22 protein-coding genes are annotated in these 26,449 nt (G+C 31.2%); 17 read left to right on the top strand and 5 right to left on the bottom strand.

Going from position 1 to position 26,449, the window contains the following annotated elements:
• Nucleotides 1-7 precede the first annotated feature (7 nt).
• The 5 genes from ACJDUG_RS14880 (at nt 8) to nifJ (ending at nt 6,940) form a co-directional block, all read left to right on the top strand.
• A complete protein-coding gene (locus ACJDUG_RS14880) occupies nt 8-451 on the top strand; it encodes a cell wall hydrolase (protein ID WP_406770662.1) in 444 nt (147 codons plus the stop codon).
• A gap of 37 nt (nt 452-488) precedes the next feature.
• Nucleotides 489-1,040, top strand: a complete 552-nt coding sequence (locus ACJDUG_RS14875; protein ID WP_406770661.1) for a hypothetical protein — start codon at nt 489-491, stop codon at nt 1,038-1,040.
• A 133-nt stretch (nt 1,041-1,173) separates the two neighbouring features.
• On the top strand, nt 1,174-2,427 hold the full coding sequence (locus tag ACJDUG_RS14870) for a D-alanyl-D-alanine carboxypeptidase family protein (RefSeq protein WP_406770660.1): 1,254 nt from the start codon (nt 1,174-1,176) through the stop codon (nt 2,425-2,427).
• Nucleotides 2,428-2,729: 302 nt separating this feature from the next.
• Nucleotides 2,730-3,281 carry a hypothetical protein gene (locus ACJDUG_RS14865; protein ID WP_406770659.1) on the top strand — a complete coding sequence of 184 codons (552 nt, stop codon included), beginning with the start codon at nt 2,730-2,732 and terminating at the stop codon, nt 3,279-3,281.
• A 134-nt stretch (nt 3,282-3,415) separates the two neighbouring features.
• The gene (nifJ, locus tag ACJDUG_RS14860; protein ID WP_406770658.1) at nt 3,416-6,940 is read left to right on the top strand and encodes a pyruvate:ferredoxin (flavodoxin) oxidoreductase; all 3,525 of its coding nucleotides are present in this window, start codon (nt 3,416-3,418) and stop codon (nt 6,938-6,940) included.
• 35 nt (nt 6,941-6,975) lie between these two features.
• Here nifJ and ACJDUG_RS14855 read toward each other — a convergent pair whose 3' ends face one another.
• Complete coding sequence (locus ACJDUG_RS14855) at nt 6,976-7,140, bottom strand: CDIF630_02480 family spore surface protein (protein WP_406764212.1); 165 nt, start codon at nt 7,138-7,140, stop codon at nt 6,976-6,978.
• A 169-nt stretch (nt 7,141-7,309) separates the two neighbouring features.
• On the opposite strand from ACJDUG_RS14855, the gene ACJDUG_RS14850 reads away from it, so the two are divergent.
• Both ACJDUG_RS14850 and ACJDUG_RS14845 read left to right on the top strand, forming a co-directional pair.
• A complete protein-coding gene (locus tag ACJDUG_RS14850) occupies nt 7,310-8,176 on the top strand; it encodes an SDR family oxidoreductase (protein ID WP_406770657.1) in 867 nt (288 codons plus the stop codon).
• A gap of 296 nt (nt 8,177-8,472) precedes the next feature.
• Nucleotides 8,473-9,360 (top strand): TerC/Alx family metal homeostasis membrane protein, encoded by an 888-nt coding sequence (locus tag ACJDUG_RS14845; RefSeq protein WP_406770697.1) that lies wholly within the window; start codon nt 8,473-8,475, stop codon nt 9,358-9,360.
• Between the two features lie 61 nt (nt 9,361-9,421).
• On the opposite strand, the gene ACJDUG_RS14840 is transcribed toward ACJDUG_RS14845, so the two are convergent.
• Entirely contained in the window at nt 9,422-10,420 is a 999-nt protein-coding gene (locus ACJDUG_RS14840; protein ID WP_406770656.1) for an alpha/beta hydrolase, read from the bottom strand.
• Nucleotides 10,421-10,819: 399 nt separating this feature from the next.
• Between ACJDUG_RS14840 and ACJDUG_RS14835 the strand changes: the two genes are divergently transcribed.
• The 5 genes from ACJDUG_RS14835 (at nt 10,820) to larE (ending at nt 15,775) form a co-directional block, all read left to right on the top strand.
• The gene (locus tag ACJDUG_RS14835; protein WP_406770655.1) at nt 10,820-11,380 is read left to right on the top strand and encodes a phosphatase PAP2 family protein; all 561 of its coding nucleotides are present in this window, start codon (nt 10,820-10,822) and stop codon (nt 11,378-11,380) included.
• A gap of 357 nt (nt 11,381-11,737) precedes the next feature.
• On the top strand, nt 11,738-12,517 hold the full coding sequence (lgt, locus tag ACJDUG_RS14830) for a prolipoprotein diacylglyceryl transferase (protein ID WP_406770654.1): 780 nt from the start codon (nt 11,738-11,740) through the stop codon (nt 12,515-12,517).
• A gap of 11 nt (nt 12,518-12,528) precedes the next feature.
• Entirely contained in the window at nt 12,529-13,668 is a 1,140-nt protein-coding gene (locus tag ACJDUG_RS14825) for a cysteine desulfurase family protein (protein WP_406770653.1), read from the top strand.
• Complete coding sequence (gene thiI / locus ACJDUG_RS14820) at nt 13,665-14,810, top strand: tRNA uracil 4-sulfurtransferase ThiI (RefSeq protein WP_406770652.1); 1,146 nt, start codon at nt 13,665-13,667, stop codon at nt 14,808-14,810. The genes ACJDUG_RS14825 and thiI overlap by 4 nt, the downstream gene beginning before the upstream one ends.
• Nucleotides 14,811-14,950: 140 nt before the next feature.
• A complete protein-coding gene (gene larE / locus ACJDUG_RS14815) occupies nt 14,951-15,775 on the top strand; it encodes an ATP-dependent sacrificial sulfur transferase LarE (RefSeq protein ID WP_406770651.1) in 825 nt (274 codons plus the stop codon).
• 153 nt (nt 15,776-15,928) lie between these two features.
• On the opposite strand, the gene ACJDUG_RS14810 is transcribed toward larE, so the two are convergent.
• Both ACJDUG_RS14810 and zwf read right to left on the bottom strand, forming a co-directional pair.
• Nucleotides 15,929-16,147, bottom strand: coding sequence for a DUF1450 domain-containing protein (locus ACJDUG_RS14810; RefSeq protein WP_406770650.1), 219 nt, complete (start codon nt 16,145-16,147; stop codon nt 15,929-15,931).
• Between the two features lie 406 nt (nt 16,148-16,553).
• Nucleotides 16,554-18,032 (bottom strand): glucose-6-phosphate dehydrogenase, encoded by a 1,479-nt coding sequence (gene zwf / locus ACJDUG_RS14805; RefSeq protein WP_406770649.1) that lies wholly within the window; start codon nt 18,030-18,032, stop codon nt 16,554-16,556.
• Between the two features lie 241 nt (nt 18,033-18,273).
• Here zwf and ACJDUG_RS14800 point away from each other — a divergent pair, with 241 nt between their 5' ends.
• A complete protein-coding gene (locus ACJDUG_RS14800) occupies nt 18,274-19,188 on the top strand; it encodes a patatin-like phospholipase family protein (protein ID WP_406770648.1) in 915 nt (304 codons plus the stop codon).
• A 77-nt stretch (nt 19,189-19,265) separates the two neighbouring features.
• Here ACJDUG_RS14800 and ACJDUG_RS14795 read toward each other — a convergent pair whose 3' ends face one another.
• Complete coding sequence (locus tag ACJDUG_RS14795) at nt 19,266-20,303, bottom strand: M42 family metallopeptidase (RefSeq protein WP_406770647.1); 1,038 nt, start codon at nt 20,301-20,303, stop codon at nt 19,266-19,268.
• 203 nt (nt 20,304-20,506) lie between these two features.
• Between ACJDUG_RS14795 and ACJDUG_RS14790 the strand changes: the two genes are divergently transcribed.
• From ACJDUG_RS14790 to ACJDUG_RS14775, 4 genes are all read left to right on the top strand, one after another.
• Complete coding sequence (locus tag ACJDUG_RS14790; protein WP_406770646.1) at nt 20,507-21,868, top strand: VanW family protein; 1,362 nt, start codon at nt 20,507-20,509, stop codon at nt 21,866-21,868.
• Nucleotides 21,869-22,054: 186 nt separating this feature from the next.
• Nucleotides 22,055-22,996, top strand: coding sequence for an AAA family ATPase (locus ACJDUG_RS14785; protein ID WP_406770696.1), 942 nt, complete (start codon nt 22,055-22,057; stop codon nt 22,994-22,996).
• A gap of 1 nt (nt 22,997) precedes the next feature.
• Nucleotides 22,998-24,176 carry a DUF58 domain-containing protein gene (locus ACJDUG_RS14780; protein WP_406770645.1) on the top strand — a complete coding sequence of 393 codons (1,179 nt, stop codon included), beginning with the start codon at nt 22,998-23,000 and terminating at the stop codon, nt 24,174-24,176.
• Between the two features lie 116 nt (nt 24,177-24,292).
• Complete coding sequence (locus ACJDUG_RS14775) at nt 24,293-26,449, top strand: transglutaminase-like domain-containing protein (RefSeq protein WP_406770644.1); 2,157 nt, start codon at nt 24,293-24,295, stop codon at nt 26,447-26,449.

Here is a 26,449-nt window from a genome sequence, read left to right as displayed (position 1 = left end):
GCGAGAGTTGGCATATGATGATCGCGAGCTTTTAGCAAGAATTATAAAATGTGAAGCTGGTGGTGAAGGTGATAATGGCATGAGGGCTGTAGCCACGGTTGTTATGAATAGAGTTAGGGTGCCTGCAGGAGAATATCATACAATTGGTCAAGGAGATATAAGAAAGGTTATTTATCAACAGGGACAGTTTGATTGCATGAGAGGAGTCTTAGGAGGTCAAACAAATCCTCAAACTATTTGGTCAAATCCACCTGATGATGTACATTATGCTATAGCAGATTGGGCATTAGCTGGTAATAGACTTTTTACTATAGGAGCGTCGCTATGGTATTTTAATCCCTTTAACCCTGAGTGTCCATATACCTTCCCTTATAATGGTACGGGAAGTTTTCAAGTAAGAGTTGTGAAGCACTGTTTTTATAATCCTACAGCATTATATTTTGAAACTTAATTTTTGATGTCATTAATTATATATAAGGAGGACTTTAATGATACCTGATTTTTATGAAGACTGTCCATTCAGATTTGCACAAAATTCACAAATGACACCGGGGTACATACCTGTACCTAGCCAATATAGACCAATGTTTGAAACTGGACCAACAGGTATGCCTATTCTTACAGCAGGTATGCCGCATATGACACAAGGAGGTAATACAACCATGCCACAAAATCCTCATACACCTATACCGCAAAATCCTAATACACCTCAAGGACCAGGAGGCAGTACTGCTATGCCACCATTTCCAGGTCCTGCACAAACCCCAGGAACAAATATTCCCGGACAAAATTTCGAAATGGCTCCCGGTTCACCTATTCAGCAGGATATTAATTATACACAAGGTTATTTAAGAACACAAATTGGGAGGAGAATGTTAGTCAGCTTTCTAATCGGAACAAGCACATATCAAGACAGAACGGGAGTTCTTGAAAAAGTAGGAATCAGCTATATAATATTAAAAGAGCCTGAAGGAACAGAACTATTATGTGATATATATTCTATAAAATTCGTAAGAATTTTTCAAACTCCAGCTCAATAAAAAATGAAGGCCGCGGGCAGCGGTCTTTATTTTTTTGTATTCCAAGTTTTTCAAGCCTCAATTGCTTGTCCATCTGTGTTTTAGATGTTATACTAAAAAAGTAAGTAAAATTATTAAGATGGAGAGATGTATAATGAAACGTACTTCAATAAGTTTGCTATTAGCCTCAGTAATTATATTTTCGAATTTTATAGGTGTTAAGGCTGCTGAAGTTCCTATGCCTAAGATAGATGGAAAAGCAGGAATAACAATGGATATAGATACAGGAGAAATTATTTATCAGAATAATATTGATAGTAGGTATTATCCTGCAAGTACTACTAAACTTATGACTGCTTTAATTTTTGCAGAAAATAAAAATAAGACAGATGAAATTAAATATACTGAAAGCGCAAAAAAACAGCCTCAAGATTCTATAGACAAGAATCTTCATCAGATGCAAATTGGCGATACCATGTCTGCAGAGGATACCATGGATGCTTTAATGCTATTTTCTGCAAATGATGCTGCAAATATGATGGCTGATAGTGTTAGTGGAAATGAAGAGAAATTCGTGCAATTAATGAACGATAAAGTTAGTAAACTAGGTTTAAAAAATACACACTTTGTAACAGCTAACGGACTACATGATGATCAGCATTATACTACACCCTATGATTTAAGCGTAATTGCAAGAGCAGCTTTTAAAAATGATTGGGTACAAGAAAGCATGCAGAAGAAAACAAGTAAGGTTTCAATCTCTGATGGAACAGTCTTAATATTAAATAATAGAAATAAAAATCTTGGCGTTAATGGTGCAGTTGGTGGAAAGACCGGATATACTTCTCAGGCTGGAAGATGTTTAGTAGAATTTTATAATAGAGGCGGAAGAAGACTTGTTGGAGTAGTAATGAAATCAGTTTATGATAGTCAAGACAATGCCGTTTTTAATGATATGGAGAAGATAATTGATTGGAGCTATAAACAAAAGACTGTAACACTTAATAAAGCAGGGGATACTGTTAAAACAGAAACTTTGTCCTATAAACCATTTAGATTTTTTGGACCTCAAAAGACTATAGATGTTCCTTTAGTAATTAAAGAAGACCTTAATTATTATGATAATGCTGTAAACAAGAAAGAAATGAAGGAAGATTTTAATTTAAGTAAATTAAATCTTTGGAGTTTGAGCAGTGATAAGCCAGTTGGTACTATGACACTAAAAGAAAGAGAAGTAGCTAAGGAATACAAGCTATATACTACAGTATCAACAAGCAGTATTATTAAAGCCAACCTACTATTATATTTAGGAGCCTTAATAGTTTTAGTTTTGATCTTATTTGCAGTATTAATGACAATATTAAAGTTAAAGAATTTAAGAAGAAGAAAATCAAATCGTTATTATTAATAATAAAAAATAAGTAGTAAATAAATTAATTAATTTAATAAATAAGAGAAAGCCTTGTAAGATTTTGAAATTTTACAAGGCTTTTGTTACATTTATAAACATAACATAAATTATGATTAAAGGGTATATAATAGCTTTTAATAATTTTTTAGCACGAAAAAAGTAATAATTTGTAGTTCGAAATGAAACAGTAATATATTGATATTTTTTAGGTAACAAGTTAGAATTTTATTGTAGGTATAAAAAGTAAATTAATGAATATTTAGGTGTAAATTAATAACCTAATAGATATGGGGGAGGAAATGGTTGTGGAGAAAGGGTCTATTACAATAAAAACGGAAATTAAGGCTTTACTAGGTGACTTAATAAAAAAATCGACAATAGTAATACTAATCATAGTACTATGCATTGCGGCTATAAAAACAAAAGGCAGTATAGCTCTTAAATATAATATGGTTGATTCAATTTTTGATGAATCAGAACCCATAGGAACATTGTCTATGCTTTTAGTATACTTTGTACTTGGAATTTTAATAATATTGCTTATTTTTGCTCTATATAAGCTTATAGTCTTGTTTTATGAACTCAAAAGAGTAACTGTAATAGATTTTGCACGTGAAAAAATTGTTGTTCAAAGTTACGATTTCCCCTTTGAAAAACAGATTGAAGAAAAAAGATTTAATCGTATTGTGGGAGTAGATATCCTTCAAAAGTCAATAGACAGAGCTGTAAATTCGGGAACATTATATTTAGAATATTTGGTACTTAGTAAAAATGATTCAAAACTTAGAGGAATAGAAATTCCAAATGTTTTAAATCCAATTAAAATAAAAGATAAGCTTTTAAATGAGTAATAGGGTCTGTTGCATTATTTGCAACAGACCTTAATAATTTAGTGTAAATATGTATACTATTCCTCAAATTTCAAATAATATATGAGATATTAAATTTTGATATATCTATTTAAAATAAGAGGAGGCTTAGTTTAATGCAAAAGGTTATGAAAACTATGGATGGAAATCAAGCTGCTGCTCAGGTTTCATATGCTTTTACTGATGTAGCTGCAATATTTCCTATCACTCCATCAACGCCAATGGCAGAAACTGCAGATGAATGGGCTGCTCATGGAAAGAAGAATATGTTTGGTCAGCCTGTAAAGGTGGCTGAACTACAATCAGAAGGAGGAGCTGCCGGAGCAGTTCATGGTTCTCTGCAAGCAGGAGCTTTAACAACTACATATACTGCTTCACAAGGTTTACTTCTAATGATTCCTAATATGTATAAAATGGCGGGAGAACTTCTTCCTGGAGTTTTTCATGTTAGTGCGCGTGCTGTTGCCGCACATGCGCTTTCGATTTTTGGAGACCATCAAGATGTTATGGCTGCAAGACAAACAGGCTTTGCACTTTTAGCATCATCAAACGTTCAAGAAGTAATAGACCTTGGATCTATTGCACATTTAAGCGCAATTAAGGGAAGAGTGCCGTTTTTACATTTTTTTGATGGTTTTAGAACTTCCCATGAAATACAAAAGGTTGAATTAATAGATTATGATGATCTTTATAAGTTAACCGATCACGAAGCCATCAAAGCCTTCAGAAATAGGGCCTTAAATCCTGAACATCCAGTAGTAAGAGGAACTGCTCAAAATCCTGATATTTACTTCCAAGGCAGAGAAGCTTCAAATCCATTTTATTTAGCTATCCCTGATATTGTGGAAAATTATATGAAGGAAATTAAAAAATTGACTGGAAGAGAATACCACCCCTTTGACTATTACGGAGACAAGGATGCAGAGAATATAATAGTTGCTATGGGATCGGTATGTGACACAATAAGTGAAGTAATTGACTACCTAAATGCAAAAGGTAATAAACTTGGAATGATTAAGGTTCATCTCTACAGACCATTTTCTGAAAAATACTTCTTTGATGTGCTGCCAAAGACAGTTAAAAGAATTGCAGTTTTAGATAGAACCAAGGAACCAGGTTCCTTAGGTGAACCTTTATACTTGGATATAACCAGACTTTTTTATAATAAGACAAATTCTCCATTAATTATTGGTGGAAGATATGGCTTAGGTTCGAAAGACACAATACCTTCGCAAATTGTTTCAGTATTTAATAATTTAAGCAGCAAAGCGCCTAAAGATAGATTTACTATAGGAATAGTTGACGATGTCACACATACCTCTCTTGAGGAAGCTGAAGCAATAGAAACTACTGCACCAGGTACTATTAGCTGTAAGTTCTGGGGACTAGGCTCTGATGGTACAGTTGGAGCTAATAAGAGTGCTATAAAAATAATAGGAGATAATACAAATTTATATGCCCAGGCTTATTTCTCCTATGATAGTAAAAAATCTGGTGGAAGTACTGTTTCACATTTAAGATTTGGTAAAAATCCAATAAGATCACCATATTTAGTTTCACATGCAGATTATATCGCATGTCACAATAAATCCTTCTTATACAATATAGATGTTTTAAAAGGTATAAAAAACAATGGAACCTTTGTATTAAATTGTCCATGGAACCCTGAAGAACTAGAAAAGCATCTTCCATCGTTGGTTAAAAGACAATTAGCTAAGAACAATATTAACTTTTATATTGTAGATGCGGTTTCCATGGCACAGGAAATAGGACTTGGAAATAGAATTAATATGATTATGCAAATTGCATTTTTTAAACTTTCCAATGTTATACCAATAGACGATGCAGTTAAATACCTTAAAGAATCAATTGTAAAAAGCTATGGAAAAAAAGGTGAAAAGATAGTTCAAATGAATTATGCAGCAGTTGATAGGGGATTGGAAGCAATTAGAAAGGTAAATGTACCAAAGGAGTGGGCTGACGCAGTGGATGAACCTAAGGAGGTAGAGGATGCTCCAGGGTTTATACATAATATCCTTTGGCCAATGGCAAGACATGAAGGGGATGAGCTCCCAGTCAGTGCTTTTACTGGTATGGAAGATGGAACATTTCCACTAGGAACCGCTGCTTATGAGAAACGCGGTATAGCAGTAAATGTTCCTGAATGGCAGATAGATAAATGTATACAATGCGGTCAGTGTGCTTATATATGTCCTCATGCAACAATTAGGCAGTTTGTATTAGATGAAGAAGAAATTAATAAGGCACCAGAAGCTTTTAAAACTAAAAAAGCAGCCGGTAAGGGGCTTGAAAGCTATGGTTATAGAATTCAAGTTTCTACTCTTGATTGCACAGGCTGTGGAAATTGTGCAGATATTTGCCCGGCGCCCGGAAAAGCTCTTATTATGAAACCAATGGAGGAGCAAGCTGCAATTCAAGTTAAAAATTGGGAATATGCAATAACTGTAAAGCCAAAGGAAGGCTTACTTGATAGAAACACCTTAAAAGGAAGTCAGCTTTATACACCTTTGTTGGAATTTAACGGTGCTTGCCCTGGTTGTGGTGAAACTCCATATATAAGATTACTTACTCAATTATTTGGGGAAAGAATGATGATTGCTAATGCAACAGGGTGTTCATCTATTTGGGGTGCAAGTGCTCCGTCAATTCCATACACCACGAATTTAGAGGGAAAAGGTCCAGCTTGGGCAAATTCACTATTTGAAGATAATGCAGAGTTCGGTTTTGGTATGTATCTCGGTGCTAATCACATAAGAAATAAAATAAAGGATTTAATGCTTGAAGGTATTGAATCTGATTTAAAAGAAGAGGTAAGAGCGGTCTTTAGAGAATGGATTGACGGTATGAACAATGCTGAAACTTCTAAAGAAACCTCTCATAAAGTAACCGAAATTCTGAGTAACCCAAACTATTCATCCCATAGAATTGCTAAAGAAATACTAGATAGAAAAGACTATTTGGTTAAAAAGTCCTTCTGGATGATTGGAGGAGATGGCTGGGCTTATGATATAGGCTATGGCGGTTTAGATCATGTGCTAGCTTCTGGCGAAAATGTAAATCTATTTGTAATGGATACAGAAATATATTCTAATACAGGAGGGCAATCTTCTAAGTCTTCTCCAACTGGGGCAGTGGCCAAATTTGCTGCTTCTGGGAAGAATACAAGAAAGAAAGATCTTGGTATGATGGCTATGAGTTATGGCTATGTATATGTAGCTCAAATAGCCATGGGGGCTAATATGAATCATGCAATTAGAACCATAGTAGAAGCTGAGAAATATGATGGGCCATCCATAATAATTGCCTACGCTCCTTGTATAAGTCACGGTATCAAGGTTGGTATGGGAAGCAGTATGAAGGAAGAAAAGAAAGCGGTGGATTCAGGATATTGGCATTTATATAAATACAATCCAATGCTAAAAGAAGAAGGTAAAAATCCATTTACTCTAGATTCAAAGGAACCATCAGCTCCATACAAAGATTTTATAGAAGGAGAAATTAGATATGCATCCTTAAAAACTACCTTCCCTGAAAAAGCAGATAAGCTGTTTACAGAGGCAGAGAAAAATGCCAAAGAGAGATATGACAATTACAAGAGACTTGCAGATATGCAGTATTAAAAAATCCCCTTTATGGGGATTTTTTAATTAACAGCCTATTTTTCATTTTCATCAACATATTCTTTGGCATTTAAAACTCCAATTTCGTCTGGAATTGCCACATTAGATAATTCCTTAGTCTTTTCGATATTAGCCCATGCTGCAGTTTCATGATTTTCAATTGGCACTTCCTTGAATTTTTCTTTGTAATAATTTGACATACTATTCCTCCTTCTATTTTTAATTCTGATTTCAATAAATATTAATTATTACCTTTAGTATTTACAAAGAAAATAAAACTATTAAGGAAATTTTGCAGAATAAATTATAAAAATAAATAAATACTATATTTGATAATTTATAAAATTAATATTTGAGAGGAGCATAAAAATGGATGCAAATAGTTTTCCAATGAAAATCAGTCCTCAAACCCAAGATAAGCAGCCAGGCATAGAAGCAGTTATGAATCCTAGACCTATTTTTGAAGATACAGATTATAAAGGTTCTAATAAATTATTAAATAAAGTAGCTGTAATTACTGGTGGAGACAGCGGAATAGGCAAAGCAGTGGCAGTAAATTATGCATTAGAAGGTGCGGACATTGCTATTATCTATTTAGAGGAACATAATGATGCAGCTGAAACTAAGAAAATAATTGAGGGCAAAGGAAGGAAATGCATTACAATACCTTGTGATATTGGTGAAGAAAAAAGCTGTTTTACAGTTATAAAAAAAATTATTGATACCTTTGGGAAAATTGATGTACTCGTCAATAATGCAGCAGAACAACATGCTCAAAACAGTATCGAAGATATTACCAAGGAACAACTTGAAAAGACTTTTAAAACTAATATTTTTTCAATGTTTAATATGGTAAAGGCTTGCTTGCCACATATGAAAGAAGGAAGTGTCATAATAAATACCTCATCTGTTACAGCCTATAAGGGTGATAAAAACTTAATAGATTATTCCTCTACAAAAGGCGCAGTTGCAACCTTCACACGATCCTTAGCCATTTCATTAGCAGCTAGAAAAATAAGAGTTAATGCTGTAGCACCAGGTCCTATATGGACACCATTAATACCATCCTCATTCAATGCTGAGGAAGTAGGAAAATTCGGAAGCAACACAAATATGGGCAGACCAGGACAGCCAGTTGAGGTAGCTCCAGCCTATGTCTTTTTAGCGTCCGATGCTTCTACATTTATTACGGGAGAAACAATTCACGTAAACGGCGGAGAAATTATTAATGGGTAAAAGGCCTAAATGGCCTTTTACGGCCACCCTTCCAGGTCGCCTGGTACGCTAGGGTGGCCCGGGTCGTAGACAAAGGCCTCTATGAACTGTATATAGTAAGTTTTACTATAATAAAAGTTAATTAAAATAATAAAATGTATTGCCATATAATAAAATCTATAGTATAATATATGTATACAGAGGGAGTAGCTTCCTGTAAACAGGTACAAAATCGTCAGTACGGCAGCAATGCCCGGTTTTGTAAAGTAAGTAGCGAGACTCTGCAGTGATACAAATATGTATTGCTGCAGAGTTTTATTTTTTATTTTAACATCATAAAATATGTAAGAGGAGGAGATAATTTGAAAGTTAAAAATGCACTATTTATGGTTTTATTTTGGATGTGTATGGCACTATTGTTTAATTTCGGCATTTATGTGTTTCAAGGTAGTGAAAAGGCTCTACAATTCTTAGGGGGATATGTTATCGAGCTCAGCTTAAGTATGGACAACCTATTTTTATTTTTGCTAATTTTCGAAGCCTTTAAAATACCATCAATTTATCAAAAAAGAGTATTAAGCTTTGGTATATTTGGTGCAATATTGTTAAGATTTATCTTTACTATGCTAGGAGTTACTATAGTAAATAGATTCCACTTTGTACTTTATATATTTGGAATAGTTCTGCTTATAAGTGGTTATAAAATGATGTTTGGAAATGAAGAAGCTAAAAATTATAAAGATAGTAAAATAATGAAGTTTTTGAGTAAAATCATACCAATTACAAATAATTTACATGGAGAAAAATTCTTTGTGAAAATTGATAAGGTACTTTATGCAACTCCATTATTTGCAATACTTGTACTAATTGAGTTTTCTGATATTTTATTTGCTATTGATTCAATACCAGCAATATTTTCTATAACAACTAATCCTTTTATTGTGTATACCTCCAACATATTTGCTATTTTAGGTCTTAGGAGCTTTTATTTTGTACTTCAGAAACTTAACAATTCATTTTGCTATGTTAAATATGGTGTAGCATTAATACTTTCATTTACAGGTATTAAGTTATTGCTGCTTATGTTTAATTTAGAGATATCACTACCTATTTCACTTGGCATTATATTTATGGTGCTTGCTTTAAGCATCTTATGCTCAGTTTTATTTCCAAATAAAAGTCATAGGAAGGCTGAGAATTTTTAAACATTATAAATATTAAAATAACCATAAAAAATGTGGAGATCTTAAAAGTTAAGACTCCACTTTATTTTTGTATGGATAAAGAATCTATAAATTTAGTAATTACTTCTTTATACTCATGCTTATTACTTATATATTCCTCTAAGTGACCTGCCTTCGGAGCAATATATATTGATTTAATATCAGGCTTTATATTATACAAGGCTTCACTCATATCCTTTGGAATATTAGTATCATTTTCACCATGTATAAATAATATAGGTGTTGAAATCATTTTAATATAGTTTATGGGTGAGGCTTCCTTTAAGGTAAATTGGTTATTATATTTATTTACTTTATCAGTATAGAATAATATAAATTTAACAAGAAAAGGATTCCTAATATTATAGTTCTCCTGTAATTTTAGTTTAAAAAGCTGTTCTAAATTTGAATCTGAGGAATCAGCAATATAAAAACTTACCTTCCTACTAGCTTCATTAAGGGTAGCCTGTAAAAGAGCTGTAGCGGCCCCTAAACCTTCTCCATGAACACCAATAATTCCACCTTTATTTTTAGCAGCTACCCAAGTAATCCACCTGTCTAAATCATATTTTTCCAAAAATCCAAATGTTATATTTGAACCACCTGTTTTACCATGATTTCTGCTATCATAAATTAGTATATTAAAGCCTTTATCCAAATACATATCTATATATTTTAGTGAGGAATATCTACTATCTGAAAAATCATGAAGGAGAATTATTGTGTTTTTTGTGGGAGTAGGATTTACTAAGTAGGTCCCATAAAGCCTGTAATTATTTCTTGAGCCTACAGAAACATCTTCCTTATGAATTGATGAATATCTTCGTTCATCAATGAAGGATTTATATTGACTATAAAGGTCTGCACCTTTATGAGTATCAGCTTCAAAAAAACATTTATAAAATTTATTACCGACATAGAGGCCATATGAATTAATGCAAATAAGTAAAATAAGTACAATGGACACAATAACTCTCCATAATAGTCTTTTCTTTTTATTAGGTTTATTTTTAAGTGTAAATATCTGAATTGGCACACCCATTTTACATCACCCTTGATTTTACTATAACAATATAATTTTAACACTTAAACAACAATTTTGAAAAGTCTAAATTTTTTATTAAAGCAGATAGTATTAGCTTTGAGAATTGTTTTAAGAAAAATCTAAAAATTGTAACATATTTTATTAAGAAATCATTAATAATATAAGTATGAGTTGTTATATGGTATAAAAAGCCTTATAATAATTTTAATTGATTATGAAAATATTAATAAACCTTCAGTGGGAGAAAATATTGTTATGGTAAATATAATTTTAAACCAGAGCATAAATGGTAAAAAAATTAAAAATTTTGCATTATCCTTTAGTCTCATGATATTAATAATTCCATTAAATTTATGTTATCTTCTATTAAACACTTCTAAGAGGGGTGCACACATCTTGGTTACAAATATTGATAACAGCATTCCTTTTCTAAAAGTATTTATTCTGCCTTATGTTGCATGGTATGCTTTTATATTTATTATTATGGCATATTTATGCTATAAGGATAGGAAAACTTATTATATAACCATAACTGCCTATTTATTAGGGCTGATTGCTTCCTATATAACCTTTTATTTTTTTCAAACTACCGTGCCTAGACCAGAAGTAATAGGAAGTGACATTTTATCTAAAATAATACAAAGTATTTACAGGGCAGATAAACCATATAACTGTTTTCCGAGTATTCATGTATTAACTAGCTATTTAATGATAAAGGCAATGATGACAAGTTCCGCAAGAAACAAAATAAATTTAGTTATTATTGGGTCAAGTTCTGTTTTAATTATAATTTCAACTCTTTTTATAAAACAGCACGTGATTTTAGATGTTTTCTCAGGAGTAATTTATGCAGACGTATTATATAGATTAGTACAGTCTTATGGTGTGTTGTTTTGGAATAATACAACCAAACTTTTTATTACATTGGAAACAAGAAAGAAATTAGAAGTAGATTAGTTCTTAATTTCCACAGAAATTTTCTGTGGTTATTTATTTTTTAGCTTAAATGTGAGAAAATATATTGGCAGCAATTTTGTTTATTTAAAAATTTAGTTGAGGAGGTTAAAGTCCTAAATGGACTTTAACGGGTAGTTTGCGAGTGGCAACGAGCAATTTTAAACTACCCAGTGGGCGCAGCCAAAGTCCTAAATGGACTTTAACGGGTAGTTTGCGAACGAGAGTGAGTAATCCTAAACTACCCGGTGTTCCGACTAAAAGGAGGTTAAAGCCCTAAATGGGCTTTAACGAGTAGTTTTACGAGCGGGAGCGAGTAGTCTTTAACTACTCAGTGTTCCGACTAAAAGGAGGAAAATAATGAATCCAATTGCATTTAATTTGTTTGGTTTTCCAATTAGGTGGTATGGAATATTAATAGCTTTAGGAATGATTATTGGTATTTTGCTTACATCATATACTTGTAAAGTTAAGAAAATAAGTTATGATAATATGATGGATATTGTACTTATTGCTTTGCCATCAGCAATTGTGGGTGCAAGGCTTTACTATGTCTTATTTAATTTGGGTTACTACAGTAAAAACCCATCTGAGATTATTGATATCAGACAGGGGGGCCTAGCCATACATGGAGGAGTGATTTTTGCAGTAATTGCAGCCTACATATATACAAGGAGAAAGAAAATACCTTTTTTAAAATATGCTGATGCAGCTGCGCCTTCAATTATAATTGCTCAGGCTTTAGGACGCTGGGGAAACTTTTTCAATCAAGAGGCACATGGAGGAGAAGTAAGCGCAAGCTTTATAAAACATTTTCCTCTATTTATTCAAAAGGGAATGTTTATTGACGGGGCTTACTATCACCCAACATTTTTATATGAATCTATATGGAATGTGATAGTATTTATCATATTAATATATTTTATAAGAAAAGTTAAAACTGATGGCTTATTGTTTTTTGCTTATGTTGGGCTCTACTCTATAGGAAGATTTTTTATAGAAGGCTTAAGAACTGATAGCTTAATGCTTGGGCCATTAAGAGTAGCACAATTGGTAAGCTTATCTGGAGTTATACTTTGGATAGGATTTCTTTGTTATGCTAGCTTTTATAAGAAGAAACAAAAGAAAATTGAAAAATAGGAAGTGATTTTATGGAGGTTTATTTTGATAATAGTGCTACAACTAAACCATATGGTGAGGTTATAAAGGCTATGGTCGATGCAATGGAAAACTTTTATGGTAATCCATCCTCTGCACATAAATTAGGGCTAAAAGCAGAAAATAAGATGAATGAATGCAAAGATATTGTTTCAAAAACTTTAAATTGCACTAGGGATGAAATTATATTTACTTCTGGAGGAAGTGAAAGTAATAACTTTTTAATAAGAGGCTTTATAAAAGAAGGAAATGAAATAATAACTACTAAAATTGAACATCCTAGTGTTTTAACTATATGTAAAGACCTGGAGAGTTCTGGAATTAAAGTCACATATCTTGATGTGGATAATAATGGGATAATTGATTTAGAAATGCTCAATAAGTCTATTAATAAAGATACACAAATTGTAAGTATAATGCATGTAAATAATGAAATTGGAACTGTTCAAAATATTGAAGAAATAGGAAAACTGATTAAAGAAAAAAGCAGCAGAATAAAATTTCACGTGGATGCAGTTCAAAGTTATGGAAAGTATAAAATAGATGTTCAAAAGGCAAAAATAGATTTATTATCAGCTAGCGGTCATAAAATACATGGGCCTAGAGGCGTGGGAATAGCTTATGTAAGAAAAGGATTAGTACCAAAACCTTTGATATTTGGTGGTGGTCAAGAAAAAAACTTCAGGTCGGGGACTGAAAACTTGGCTGGTATGGTTGGTTTTGCAAAGGCAGCAGAAATTATATATAGAGAAAATCATAAAAACTTCAAAAATGTTTCAATGCTTAAAGAATATTTTATTAATAGACTTATGGAAATTGAGAATATAAGGATTAACAGTTCAATAAGTGAGGATTTTTCACCATATGTCCTTAGTGTATCCTTTTTAGGAATAAGAGCAGAGGTACTTCTTCATCTATTAGAGGAGGGAAATATCTATGTTTCCATGGGATCTGCTTGTCATTCTAAGAATACAAAGGATAGTCATGTTTTGAAAGCTATTGGCTTAATGGATAAACAAATAAAAGGAAACATCAGATTCAGTTTTAATGAATTAAATACAAAAGAAGAGATAGATTATACTATAGACATACTTAAGAAGTCTTTAATTTTTTTAAGGAGAAGAGGCAAATGAGAAGATTACTTTTAGTTAAATCTGCACCTGAAATATTTTTAAAAGGTTTAAATAGAAATAAATTTGAAAAAAAACTAAAGAACAATATTAAAAAGGTTCTAGAGGCCATTGATTACGAATTTGTGGAAGACTTAGGAAGATGGTTTATTTATTCTGAGGAATTAGAAGAAATAGTAGATAAGGTTACAAAAGTTTTCGGTATATCAGAAGTTTGTATTGTTACAGAAATAGAAGCTTCTATGGATGAAATAAAAAGACAGGCCTTAGCGGAAATAAAAGACCTGAAGCCCATGAATTTTAAAGTTGAGACAAATAGAGCAAATAAAACCTTTCCTATGAATTCCATGGATGTAAGTAGAGAAGTAGGGGCGTATATTCTTAAAAGTATTCCTGATTTAAAAGTAAAGGTAAAAGATCCTGAATTCACTATAAATATAGAAATAAGACAGAGAGCATATGTGTATTCAAAGAAGATTAAAGCTGTTGGAGGACTGCCTTATGGTATGAATGGAAGCACTATGCTTATGCTTTCTGGGGGAATAGATTCACCTGTTGCAGGATATATGATGGCTAGAAGAGGCGTTGAACTTAGCTGCGTATACTATCACAGTCACCCATATACAAGTGAAAGAGCAAAAGAAAAGGTTAAACAGCTAGCTGCAATTTTAAGTAATTATACAGGAAGCACAAAGCTGTATGTTGTTCCGTTTACAGATATTCAAATGTCAATAATAGATAAATGCAGGGAAGATGAACTTACAATAATAATGAGAAGATTTATGATGAGAATTGCCTGCAAGCTTGCTGATAAGCTTAATATTAACTCAGTAACAACAGGAGAAAGCATAGGGCAGGTAGCTAGTCAAACTATGGAAGGTCTGGTTGTGAGTACAGATTTAGCAGATAGACCTGTTTTTAGACCATTAATTGCTATGGATAAGGTAGACATTATGGAGGTTTCAAGGAAGATAGGAACTTATGAAACTTCAATATTACCTTATGAGGATTGCTGTACAATATTTGTGCCTAAACACCCTAAAACTAGACCTGAGCTGGATAAGATGAGGAAAGCTGAAGAAGTACTTGATATTGAAAAGCTCGTTGATGCCGCTATAAACAATATGGAAATATATGAAATGTAAATTATGAGGTAGAAGTCCTAAATGGACTTCTACGGGTAGGCTACGGATGGAATCCGTATGCTAGCCTACCCAGTGTACGGGTAGGCTACGGATGGAATCCGTAAGCAAACTACCCAGTGTGACCACTGAAAGGAGAAAATATGAATTTAGAACAAAAATTTGATAAACTTAAAGATATTTTAAAAGAGCTGGGTAGTGCAGCTATCGCTTATTCTGGGGGAGTGGACAGTACTTTTTTACTAAAGGTTGCTAGGGATGTTCTTTCTGATAATGTAATTGCTGTAACTGCAAAATCTTCTACCTATCCTGAGAGAGAATTTAATGAAGCTAGAAAATTTGTTAAGCAGTTTGGTGCAAAACATATAGTTATTGTTTCAGAAGAACTTGAAATAGAAGGTTTTTCTAAAAACCCAGTAAATAGATGCTACTTCTGTAAGAAAGAATTATTTACAAAGGTATGGGAAGTTGCTAAGGAAAATGGAATAAAACATGTACTTGATGGTTCAAATTTTGATGATATAGGAGATTTTAGGCCAGGCATGAAGGCTGCTAAAGAGCTTTCTGTTGTTAGTCCGCTTAAAGCTGCAGAGCTTACAAAAAATGATATAAGAGAACTTTCAAAGATATTAGAGATACCAACCTGGAATAAGCCTTCCTTTGCTTGCCTATCTTCAAGGTTTCCATATGGTAATGAAATTACAGTGGAAAAATTAAGTATGGTTGAAAAAGCAGAACAACTGTTAATGGATATGGGCTTTAAGCAGCTTCGAGTAAGGCATCATGGGGATATTGCCAGAATTGAGGTAGCGTCTTCAGAAAGAGAAAAGTTTTTTGATTTTAATATAATGGATAAGGTAGGTATAGAGCTTCAAAGATTGGGTTTTAAATATGTAACATTGGACATGCTGGGATATAGAACAGGAAGCATGAACGAGGTTTTAACTGAAAAAGACAAAGAAATTTAGCTAAATAGGAACTTACTATAAAAATCTCTGAAATATACAAACGAGGCTTTATGAGCATGGTTGAAAGAAGTTATAGTTCTCAACCATGCTCATTTCAATAAATTTATATCGAGTTAGTTTTTATAATAATTTAAATTATGAGAGTGTCCATTTCTATTGCTTTTCAATAAACTTATTTATTTCATCTATCAATTTCTCAGCATTGTCAGCTACAAACAACTGGTCTTTGATTCTAGCTATAGGCTTTTCTGCGCATTCTCCACAGCAATATATGCATTTAGCTGTTGATATTTCTAATTTAGCATATTTACTTTTTAATAATGGAATGACATCGTTTCTCTGTTCATTGTAGATACAAAAGGTTATTTTCAATAAAGTTCCTCCTTTTAGTGATCAACACTGAGTAGTTTATGACGAAGGGTGGTTAAATTTAGGCCTACTCTATACACATCTGCACTTACTTCTAATTCATGATTGTTTCTATCTAAAATATTTCCACGTTTAGCGTCTATTTTAAGATAACTTGTTCATTATTAATTTGCAATAGTTTTTAATTTTTTTGAAGAAAGAATATTAGTATAAAAGCCTTCCTAAAAGTCCCATAAAATAATAAAACGAGTATTGAATATGTAATAATTAATCTTTTTCTTTTTACTTTTGTAAGCTTTAATTTTCCTTTAGTCAATTTATAACCTTCTTTTAGCAGCAGTTATTATATATATATTATAACTATTAAAGCCAGATATGGGGATACCCAGCTTTAATAAATACATTAATTTTAAAGGTTTATCCAATATTTATTATCCCTTTTTATAAGTTCATTTGCCTCGATTGGACCGTAACTTCCGGCATTATAATTTGGCAATTTATTATTTTCAGTATTCCATATAGAAGCTATGGTATCCACAAACTTCCATGAGTATTCAACCTCATCCCAGCTAGTAAAGAGTGTATTATCGCCATTCATTACTTCAAATAGCAATTTTTCATATGCTTCAGGAGTGTTGCTTTCAAATTGACAGCTCTGACAAAAATCCATTTGAACTGGAATTATAGCATTTTCTGTTCCTGGCATTTTTGTATTGAATTTAAAATATATTCCTTCTGTAGGCTGCACTTTAATAACTAAAACATTTGAATTTAGGTTTTCATGTTCTTTTGAATATAAAATTTTTGGAACAGATTTAAACTGAACTATTATTTCAGTGGATTTGGCAGCAAGTCTTTTTCCAGTTCTTATATAGAAAGGCACACCTGCCCATCTAAAATTTTCTACATGGAGTTTTAAGGCAACATAAGTTTCGGTTTGTGAAACTTTTGAAACTTTATCTTCAGTTAAATATGCTTTTAGTCTAGTTTTGCCATTAAAGCCTTCACCGTATTGCGCTCTAATAATATTAGTTTTAATTTTATGGGGTGTCATTTCTTCTAGGGAACGTAAAACTTTTACCTTTTCATCCCTAATAGAATTAGAGGTTAAATCCATTGGAGGCTCCATAGCTGTGAGTGTTAGCAGTTGAAGCATATGATTTTGAACCATATCCTTTAGTGCTCCAGCTTCATCATAATAGCCTCCTCGATTTTCTACTCCAACAGTTTCGCAGGAATTAATCTGTATGTTATCAATATATCTGTTATTCCACAGTGGTTCAAATATTGAATTTGCAAATCTTAATACCATGAGGTTTTGAATCATTTCTTTTCCTAAATAATGATCTATTCTATAGGTATTGCCTTCACCAAAAACCTTAGAAATAGTTTGATTAAGACGTCTAGCTGAAGCTAAATCTCTGCCGAAAGGTTTTTCAATTATTAATCTCTGCCAGGAATTACTATTAGTAACTAATTGATGAACATATAACTCTTCTGTTATTACATGGAAGTATTCAGGCGAAACAGCTAAGTAAAAAATTCTATTTCCTTTCGTATTATAGGCCTTATCCAAGCCTTCTAAAAAAATGTTTAATTCATCGTATCCATTACTATCATGGAATTCAAGCTTTTTATAATGCAATCTTTTTGCAATATTATTCCACAGATTTTCATCAATTTTTTTAAATCTAGAGAATCTTTTAATAGAAGCTAAGGCTTCTTGTATATAAACTTCATTTTCAATTTCTCTACGACCAATGGAGACAATAGCAAAGTTATCTGGAAGTTTTTTGCTACGAATTAAGTTATATATTGCCGGTAATAATTTCCGATGAGTTAGGTCTCCTGTACCACCAAAGATAACCATAATACAAGATAAATCCATATATACTACCTTCTTTCAAGTAAAGTAAATTCAGCATGTTTTAATTTTTCTATATTTATCATTCCCGAAACAGGAAAATTAAATCATTTGCTATATTATAATATTATATAATACTTGTTATTGATAACAAATAATTATTAATGCATTGTTGTAAATATAAACTATAATTAAAAAATGTTTTGGTATAAATAAATTTATGTTCAAATATTATTTATTATATTACTACTTTGGGAGGAATTTATTGAATATTGATGGAGTTTTTGAAGGTGGTGGAGTGAAAGGCATTGCCTTCGTAGGGGCTGTGTGCTGCCTAGAGGAGAGGGGATATAATTTTTCTAGAGTTGCTGGGACTTCTGCGGGTTCAATTATCGCATCACTCCTTGCAGTAGGCTATACTGGAGAAGAATTAAAAAGAATTATTCTAGATTTAGATTACAGCAAGCTCTTGGATAAAAAAGGATATAATAGAATACCGCTTATTGGAAGTGAAATTTCAATACTTAAAAATAAGGGTATATATGAGGGGGAATATATAAGTAGGTGGCTAGCTTCTCTATTTGAAGCAAAGAAAAAAACAAGATTCAAAGATGTAATGGTTAATGGGAATTCTAAACTAAAAATAATTGCTTCAGATATAAGTAAAAAAGAAATTGTTATTTTACCTGATGACTTAACAAAATATGATATTGACCCCATGGAGTTTGAAATATGGAAGGCTGTTAGAATGAGCATAAGTATTCCATTATTTTTTCAGCCTGTAAAACTTAAATATAAAAAAGAATATAGCTTTATAGTAGATGGCGGCCTTTTAAGTAATTTCCCAGTATGGATTTTTGATGTCAGCAAGATTCCAAGATGGCCGACCTTCGGCTTTAATTTAGTAGATATGAAGAAAAATTCAGCTATAGAAATTGGATTTTTAAATTATATTACTGATTTAATAGAAACTGTGGTAAATAAAAACGAGGATGTTTATATTAGGGATAAGGATTCAGTTAGAATAATAAATATTCCAACTTTAGGAGTAGGTGCAACACAATTTAGTATAAATAAGGATACGAGCAATAAGCTTTTTGTTTCAGGCTATGAAAGTGCAAAGAAGTTTATAAGTGCTTGGGACTTCAATGGATATATTAGAAAATATAGAAGTGAATAATAATTAATAATGGCATCTATATGAGTTATTACTTATTTATTAAAGAAGCGGCGCAAGTTTTTTGCACCGCTTCTTAATTACTGTTCTAATGAATATTTTATAACCAAATCTAAAGTGCTTAAAATAGCATCAAAATGTGTTCTCTCATAAGCATGAGAGGAGAATACACCTGGTCCTATTAAAGCTGCTTTTGTGTCCCAGCCGGCTCTAAGTACTGCTGAGGCATCTGATCCATAATAGGGATATAAGTCAATTTTATAATCAATGTTATTATTTTTGCAGGTTTCAATGAGTTTCTTCCTAATTGTATAATCGTATGGGCCTGAAGAATCCTTGGCACATATACATACAGCATATTCGGAAGAGTTTTGATCAAGGCCTGGGGCTCCCATGTCAACTGAAATAAACTCTTTAGTGTTTATTGGAATAGCAGCAGAAGCGCCATGACCTACTTCTTCATAATTACTAATAAAAAAATTGGTAGTATATGGTAATTGAAGCTTGTTTTCAGTTATGTATTTTATTGCATAAAGAAGTACAGCTACACTTGCCTTGTCATCTAAATGTCTGCTCTTAACAAATCCTTTTTCTGTTATAGTTGTCCTAGCATCAAAACTAATAAAATCACCTACATTAATTCCTAAGCTTTCAACATCTTCTTTTGTAAAAACCTTTTCATCAAGTATAACTTCCATATTTTCAGGACTTCTTTTTAAATCATAGGCTTCTTGCCCACTAATATGAACAGATGGTTTTGTAGTATGTATAGTACCAGTATAGGTATTTCCTGATAGAGTTTCGACTAAACAATTTTCTCCATCAATAGCAGACATCATAAAGCCACCGATTGGAACTAATGAAAGGGAGCCTGAAGCTTTAATAGATTTAACCATTGCACCTAAGGTATCAACATGTGCAGAAAAGGTTCTTTGATAGCTATCATCCATTCCTTTAATCGTAGCGATAACAGCACCTTTTACGGTTTGTTTATATGTAACTTTTAACGAGTTTAATTCGTCTATAATATAGTCCATTATTTTTTCTGTGTTACCAGTAGGGCTTGGAATTGTTAAAATACTTTTCATATAGTTTTTAATATTTTCATCGTTGTACATCTGAAATCCTCCTTGTATTTAAATTTTGTGATAGGTAATTGAGTAATAAAGTGCTTTGTTTTAATCTTTTTAAAATTATAAAATTTTTAATACACAATTAATATATCACATTACTTTAATTTTATAAATAACACAAAAAAAATAATTATACTGTTAAATAATTGAAAATTATAGTATAATAATTCATAGAAAGAAGGGATGACATGAAAAGAAAATCTATTATTATTACAATAATTTCTGCAGTTGTAGTAATAGGTGCTTCTACAGCAGCTGTACAAGCTTATAATATAAGTAATACAATAAATAAATATTCAAATTCAATATATCCAGATGTGTCAATAGAAGATATTGATCTATCCGGCATGACCAAGTCTGCAGCAGTAGATATATTACAGAAAAAATATGGAGATGTTGTTCTAAAGAAAAAAATTAATATTAAGGCTCAAAATAATACATATACTATTGATTATTCAAAGCTAAATGCAAGATATGAAATTGAAGAGGCTGTTAATGAAGCTTTTTCCTATGGTAAAGATTTAAAAACTTTTCAAAAGTATAAAATAATAAAAGATCATGAGCCTAAGCAGTACAAGCTTAAATTTAATTATGATGCTAAGCCTGTTAAGGACTTTATAGCAGACATGCAAAAGAAAATTGATAAATCACCAATCAATTCGAATATATCCATGGTAAGCAGAGGGAAGTTCTCCGTTACCAAGGATGTGGGTGGTTTAAAATTAGATACACAGAAATTAGAAAAAGATATTTTAGAAAAAATAAATGGTGACATTACTGGTGATATTGAAATTAATGCAAAAATAGATGATGTACAAGCCTCAGTAACTGCAGATAAGCTTTCTAAAATAAATACTAGAATCTCCAGCTTTAGTACTAATTTTTCTGGTTCTTCAGCTAATAGAGCTTCAAATATTGTTTTAGCTACTAAAAGTATTAATGGTAAGGTACTAATGCCAGGAGATACATTTAGCTTTAATGGTGTTGTAGGTGAGAGAACTGCTCAAAAAGGCTACAAAGAAGCACCTGTAATAGTAGGAAATAAGCTTGATTCCGGACTAGGTGGTGGAATTTGTCAAGTATCAACCACAATGTATAATGCAGTTATACGTGCAAACATTAATGCCACAGAAAGGTCACATCATACTTTGCCATCTCATTATATAGGTCTTGGTATGGATGCCACAGTTGATTATGGAAACATAGACTATAAGTTTAAGAACACCTTGAATTTCCCAATATACATCGAAGGCTATGCAGAGGGAACAAAATTAGTTTTTAATATATACTCAGACAAAAGTTTGACAAATAGAACCTATGATTTAGTCAGTGAAACTTATGATATAATTCAGCCAAGTACAAAATATATTGATGATCCTAGTTTATATGAAGGGGAAACAGTACTTGATCAACCTTCATCTATCGGGTATAAGGTAAGAGTATATAAAAAGATTTATGAAAATAATAAATTAGTGGGACAAGAACTTATTTCTAATGAAACTTATAAGAAAGTTGATGAAGTTATTAGAAGAGGAACAAAAAAGAGATAATAAGGATATTATTAAAAAAAGACATGCATTACATGTCTTTTTTTTAATAATCAGTGTTAATACAATCTAGTTCTTTTTCATAATAATTTTTTATAGAGTAGATTAAATGGAAACTTATTGTAAAAACAAGTTTTATTATGTTATAATTTGATTATTATGACAATTTTATACTAAGGAGGAAAGTATATAGTGGATAGTGAAAAAATTATTAAAAACATTGTATATAATATGGAAAAAGTTATTATAGGTAAAAGATATGAAATTTATAATATAATGAAAGGAATAATAGCAAACGGCCATATATTAATAGAGGATGTTCCAGGGGTTGGAAAGACTAATTTAGTTAAGGCCTTAGCAAAATCAGTTAATTTATCCTATAGCAGAATTCAATTTACCCCTGATCTTTTACCCTCTGATATAACTGGCATTTCAATATATAACCAAAGAAATATGGAATTTGAATTTAGACGCGGTCCTATATTTGCTAATATAGTTTTAGCAGATGAAATAAACAGAACATCACCTAAAACTCAGTCGGCATTATTAGAGGTTATGGAAGAGAAACAAATTTCAGAAGGTAACTATACATATCTATTAGATAAGCCATTTTTCGTTCTAGCAACACAAAATCCAATAGAAAGCGAAGGAACCTTTGTTTTACCTGAAGCACAATTAGACAGGTTTATGATTAAGGTGAGCATAGGTTATCCAGAAAAAAAAGATGAGGCTGAAATTTTAAAAATTTATAGAAATAGTGAGCCACTAGAAGAACTTCAAAGTGTAACAGAGCCTGAGGATATAATAGAACTTCAGAATTTATCAAGAAATATAAAGGTAAAAGATGAAATAAATGAATATATAGCTAATATTGCCGATGCTACAAGAAACAATAAATATCTTGCATTAGGCTGCAGCACAAGAGCATCTATAGCCTTATTAAGAATTTCTCAAGCCAGTGCTCTAATTAATGGGAGAGATTATGTAATACCAGAAGATATAAGGGAAAATGCACTTCTAGTTTTAAACCATAGAGTATGTGTCTCCTCTCTTGCTAGGGCAAATAACTATGATAGTGAGGAAGTCATTAGGGACATTATAAAAACGGTTTCTCTTCCAAAGGTGAAGTAAAATGTTTAAGATAAGTATTAAGTTTATTTTGTTACTAATAATATCTTATATTTTTGCATTAGTTCAAGGTGGAAATTTACCTTATCGTATTTTTCATGGGCTTCTCTTAACCTTTCTAATTGGCTTTATTTATATTTTAATAAAGCAAAAGGATATTAAAATTCAAGTCAAGTTCAATAACAAAATATACAGTTCAGGAGAAGAACAAGAATTTATCACTATTATAAATAATTATGGTTTTTTGCCTGCTCCTTATGTTCTATTAAATAACAAGGCAATTGAGCAAATTAACGTGAAATACAATGGTGATGCAGTTTCACTCAACCCTGCTGATAGTATGTGGATTAGAAACGTAGTGAAATTTAACAAAAGAGGATTGTATAATTTTGGAGAAATGAGTGTAAAGGTAAGTGATTTATTCTCAATTTTTGAGAAAAAGATAAATATTAACTTAAACATACCTATTAAGGTCTATCCTAAGGTATATGGAATCTCAAAATTTACCTCAAATGGAAGTGATATTTTTAAGAATGCTATAAATAATATAAGCAATATTGAAGATTTATATAGTACAAAAGAAATAAGAAAATATAACATAGGTGACAATTTAAAAAAGGTTAATTGGAAAGTAAGTGCTAAGCACGGAGAGTTATATGTGAAAAATCCAGATTTGGTATCTGGAGAGGAAAGCAATATTTTCCTTGATATGAGTAAATCAAACATATTAATTTCAGAAGATGAGATAAAAGAAGAACAGTTAATAGACCTTTCTGCATCAGTAGTAAGTCATATGCAATTAAGAGGTATAAAAACAAAATTATTTATTAACACAAAATTACCTAGAGTTTTTGAAATAAAAAGCAGAAATGACTTTAATGAGCTATTGGAGTTTTTTCTAACCCAAAAAAGTGATGGTGAAAATGATTTTTCAATGTTTATAAATTCTAATATAAATAAAATACCTGCTTTAAGCTGGATTGGTATAATTACTACGAATGTTAATAGGGAATTAAAGGACAATTTACTATTATTAAAAGATAAAGGTTATAATATTACTGTTTTTTATTCTGCTTTTTCTTTAAAGGATATTACTTATAATGAAATATTAAAAAAGTCGCAGATTGAATGCCTTAGTTTATTTGACATAATGAATAAACAGGAAAGTAAGGTGAAGATATGAGCTTTATTAAAGAAAATAAAATGTTCATACTTCTAATATATGTAAATATGTTAGTTATACTCACTCTTATTAAAATCTGCTACAAAATAGAAAATTTTAATTATTTATACGTATGTATGTTGATACTAATAGGCTTTATAGTATATTGGTTTTGTCACAGTGTTCTTAAGAAAAAAATTTTCAAATTCCTTTTTACTTTAGCTGTAATACTTGGAGCTGGAATATATTATTTTCTAAATAATGGCTATATAATAAAGCTAATTGAGGAACAGATTATTAATAATATTATATATATTAACGATTTGGTTAGCCAGGCAATGCCTACAAACTTTATATCCTATAAACCTCTTTTTATTTTAATACTGCCCACGATTATTTTTTTAATAATCTTTTTTACTACAAAAGGACTCTTAAACTCAATATTAATCTTTAATTTCGCCATAATAACTACACTATGGTATCTTGGATATACTGAAGAAATTAAAAAATTTTTGTTTTATTATATTTTGGTTACATTAATTACTTATTGTATTAATTCCTTTAAGAAAAATGTTAGAAAATTAAATAAAAAAGGTGTAAAAGTAAATATTAAAAGTCAAAGAATTTTTCTATATACCATCGTTTTATGCGTTATAATTGCTGGTATTACTGATTTTCTTCCCCAGGACTTTAAAGGAAAGTACAGTGCAGATATAAAAGGAAAATTCATAAATAAATATGTAGAAAATGGTGATGCAGATACAGGTAAGGCAGTAAAACTCAAATATGATTTAACTTTTTCCGGTTATAACAAAAACGCAAACAAACTTGGAGGGCCGGTGACAGTTGATAAAAACCTTGCTTTTAAGGTTAAAAGTGATGCTAAATATTATCTTAAAGGTGATGTGAAGGACTTTTATAATGGATTTACTTGGTCCCATAGTGATGTTAAATATTATCTGCAGAGTAATAAGAATATCTCTATGTTTCAAAATAATTTTTCTAGAAACTTTACAAGTGAAAGTAATTCTTTAACAATATATCCTGAAGGATTAAACAGTTCTACTTTATTTACGCCTGAATATTCTTATAATGCAGTAGTAGATAAAGGTAATATCTTCTATGATGATATTCCAACCTTTGTAACAAGCAGCGTTGTTAAAAAACCATATCAAATTAGTTTTTATAAATTAAATAACTACGGTTTAAGTATCCATGATTATGGGATTAGTACTGATAAAATTGAAGTAGGAACTCTTTATTATAATGAATGGTATAAGAAATATCTAGAGCTGCCAGATAATCTAAGCTCAAGAATATATGATTTAGTCTATTCGCTTACAAAAGATAAAAAGTATAATTATGAAAAGATTCAAGCAATAAATAAATACTTAAAATTAAATTACAAATATACTCTAAAAGTTTCAAATGTACCAGATGGGCAGGAATTTCTTGATTATTTTTTATTTACAGAAAAAAAAGGGTACTGCACTTACTTCGCTACAGCAGAAACAATTATGTGTAGAATTGCAGGCATTCCAGCAAGATATGTGGAAGGCTTTAAAATGGCAGATGATAAAGACAGCAATGGCCTTTATGAGGTTAAAAATGAAGATGCCCATGCATGGACAGAGGTTCTTTACATGCAGACACCAACTGCAGGGCTCTGGTATACTGTTGATGCTGTTCCAAATGCTGTTGATTACGTTCACAAGGAAGAAGAGGCAGATAAAGGCAGTATTTTTATACAAAATGGTAATACAAATAACAAACCACAGACTCCAAGTAAAGGAGCAAAAGAAGTGGCTGGGGATATTGGTGCCAGTACATCATATAAAGGAATAAGTCAAAATGTATTGTATATTATCTATGCGGTTTTACTAATTATATTAGTAAACTTACTATTTATTTTTCTCTTTAAGATTAAGAAACATGCTTTACTTTCTATGCCTAGTATAATTCCTCTATATAAATATTCTTTAGAAAGAGTTGAAGCTTTAGGTATTAAAAAGCCAGAAACTGTTACAGATATGGAGTTTATTAATTCATTAGATTCTGTACTTTCATTAAAGTTAAAGGAAATATGTAAGTTAGCCTATGGCGAATATTTCGGTGGCATAGGTGTGCAGGAATTTAACAGGAAAGACTTTTTCAAATTTATTGAAGGCTACCTAGTAAAAAGACAAAATAAATTTATTTATTTCATAAAAAAATATTATTATATAGGTAAAATCTCTTTAATTAGAAACAAAATTATGATATTATATAAGAGAATTAATAATATTAGCGCATAA

This window comes from Candidatus Clostridium stratigraminis (assembly GCF_045310675.1).
Classification (GTDB): domain Bacteria; phylum Bacillota; class Clostridia; order Clostridiales; family Clostridiaceae; genus Clostridium_AT; species Clostridium_AT stratigraminis.
This window is presented reverse-complemented; position numbering and strand designations above follow the sequence as displayed.

Coding starts and splice junctions, on each gene's coding strand:
- ACJDUG_RS14855 (WP_406764212.1), bottom strand. CDS start 7,140: ATGTCAAATTATTACAAAGAAAAATTCAAGGAAGTGCCAATTGAAAAT.
- zwf (WP_406770649.1), bottom strand. CDS start 18,032: ATGGATTTATCTTGTATTATGGTTATCTTTGGTGGTACAGGAGACCTA.
- nifJ (WP_406770658.1), top strand. CDS start 3,416: ATGCAAAAGGTTATGAAAACTATGGATGGAAATCAAGCTGCTGCTCAG.
- ACJDUG_RS14850 (WP_406770657.1), top strand. CDS start 7,310: ATGGATGCAAATAGTTTTCCAATGAAAATCAGTCCTCAAACCCAAGAT.
- ACJDUG_RS14795 (WP_406770647.1), bottom strand. CDS start 20,303: ATGTACAACGATGAAAATATTAAAAACTATATGAAAAGTATTTTAACA.
- thiI (WP_406770652.1), top strand. CDS start 13,665: ATGAGAAGATTACTTTTAGTTAAATCTGCACCTGAAATATTTTTAAAA.
- ACJDUG_RS14825 (WP_406770653.1), top strand. CDS start 12,529: ATGGAGGTTTATTTTGATAATAGTGCTACAACTAAACCATATGGTGAG.
- ACJDUG_RS14840 (WP_406770656.1), bottom strand. CDS start 10,420: ATGGGTGTGCCAATTCAGATATTTACACTTAAAAATAAACCTAATAAA.
- ACJDUG_RS14775 (WP_406770644.1), top strand. CDS start 24,293: ATGTTGATACTAATAGGCTTTATAGTATATTGGTTTTGTCACAGTGTT.
- lgt (WP_406770654.1), top strand. CDS start 11,738: ATGAATCCAATTGCATTTAATTTGTTTGGTTTTCCAATTAGGTGGTAT.
- ACJDUG_RS14875 (WP_406770661.1), top strand. CDS start 489: ATGATACCTGATTTTTATGAAGACTGTCCATTCAGATTTGCACAAAAT.
- larE (WP_406770651.1), top strand. CDS start 14,951: ATGAATTTAGAACAAAAATTTGATAAACTTAAAGATATTTTAAAAGAG.
- ACJDUG_RS14780 (WP_406770645.1), top strand. CDS start 22,998: ATGTTTAAGATAAGTATTAAGTTTATTTTGTTACTAATAATATCTTAT.
- ACJDUG_RS14870 (WP_406770660.1), top strand. CDS start 1,174: ATGAAACGTACTTCAATAAGTTTGCTATTAGCCTCAGTAATTATATTT.
- ACJDUG_RS14790 (WP_406770646.1), top strand. CDS start 20,507: ATGAAAAGAAAATCTATTATTATTACAATAATTTCTGCAGTTGTAGTA.
- ACJDUG_RS14865 (WP_406770659.1), top strand. CDS start 2,730: ATGGTTGTGGAGAAAGGGTCTATTACAATAAAAACGGAAATTAAGGCT.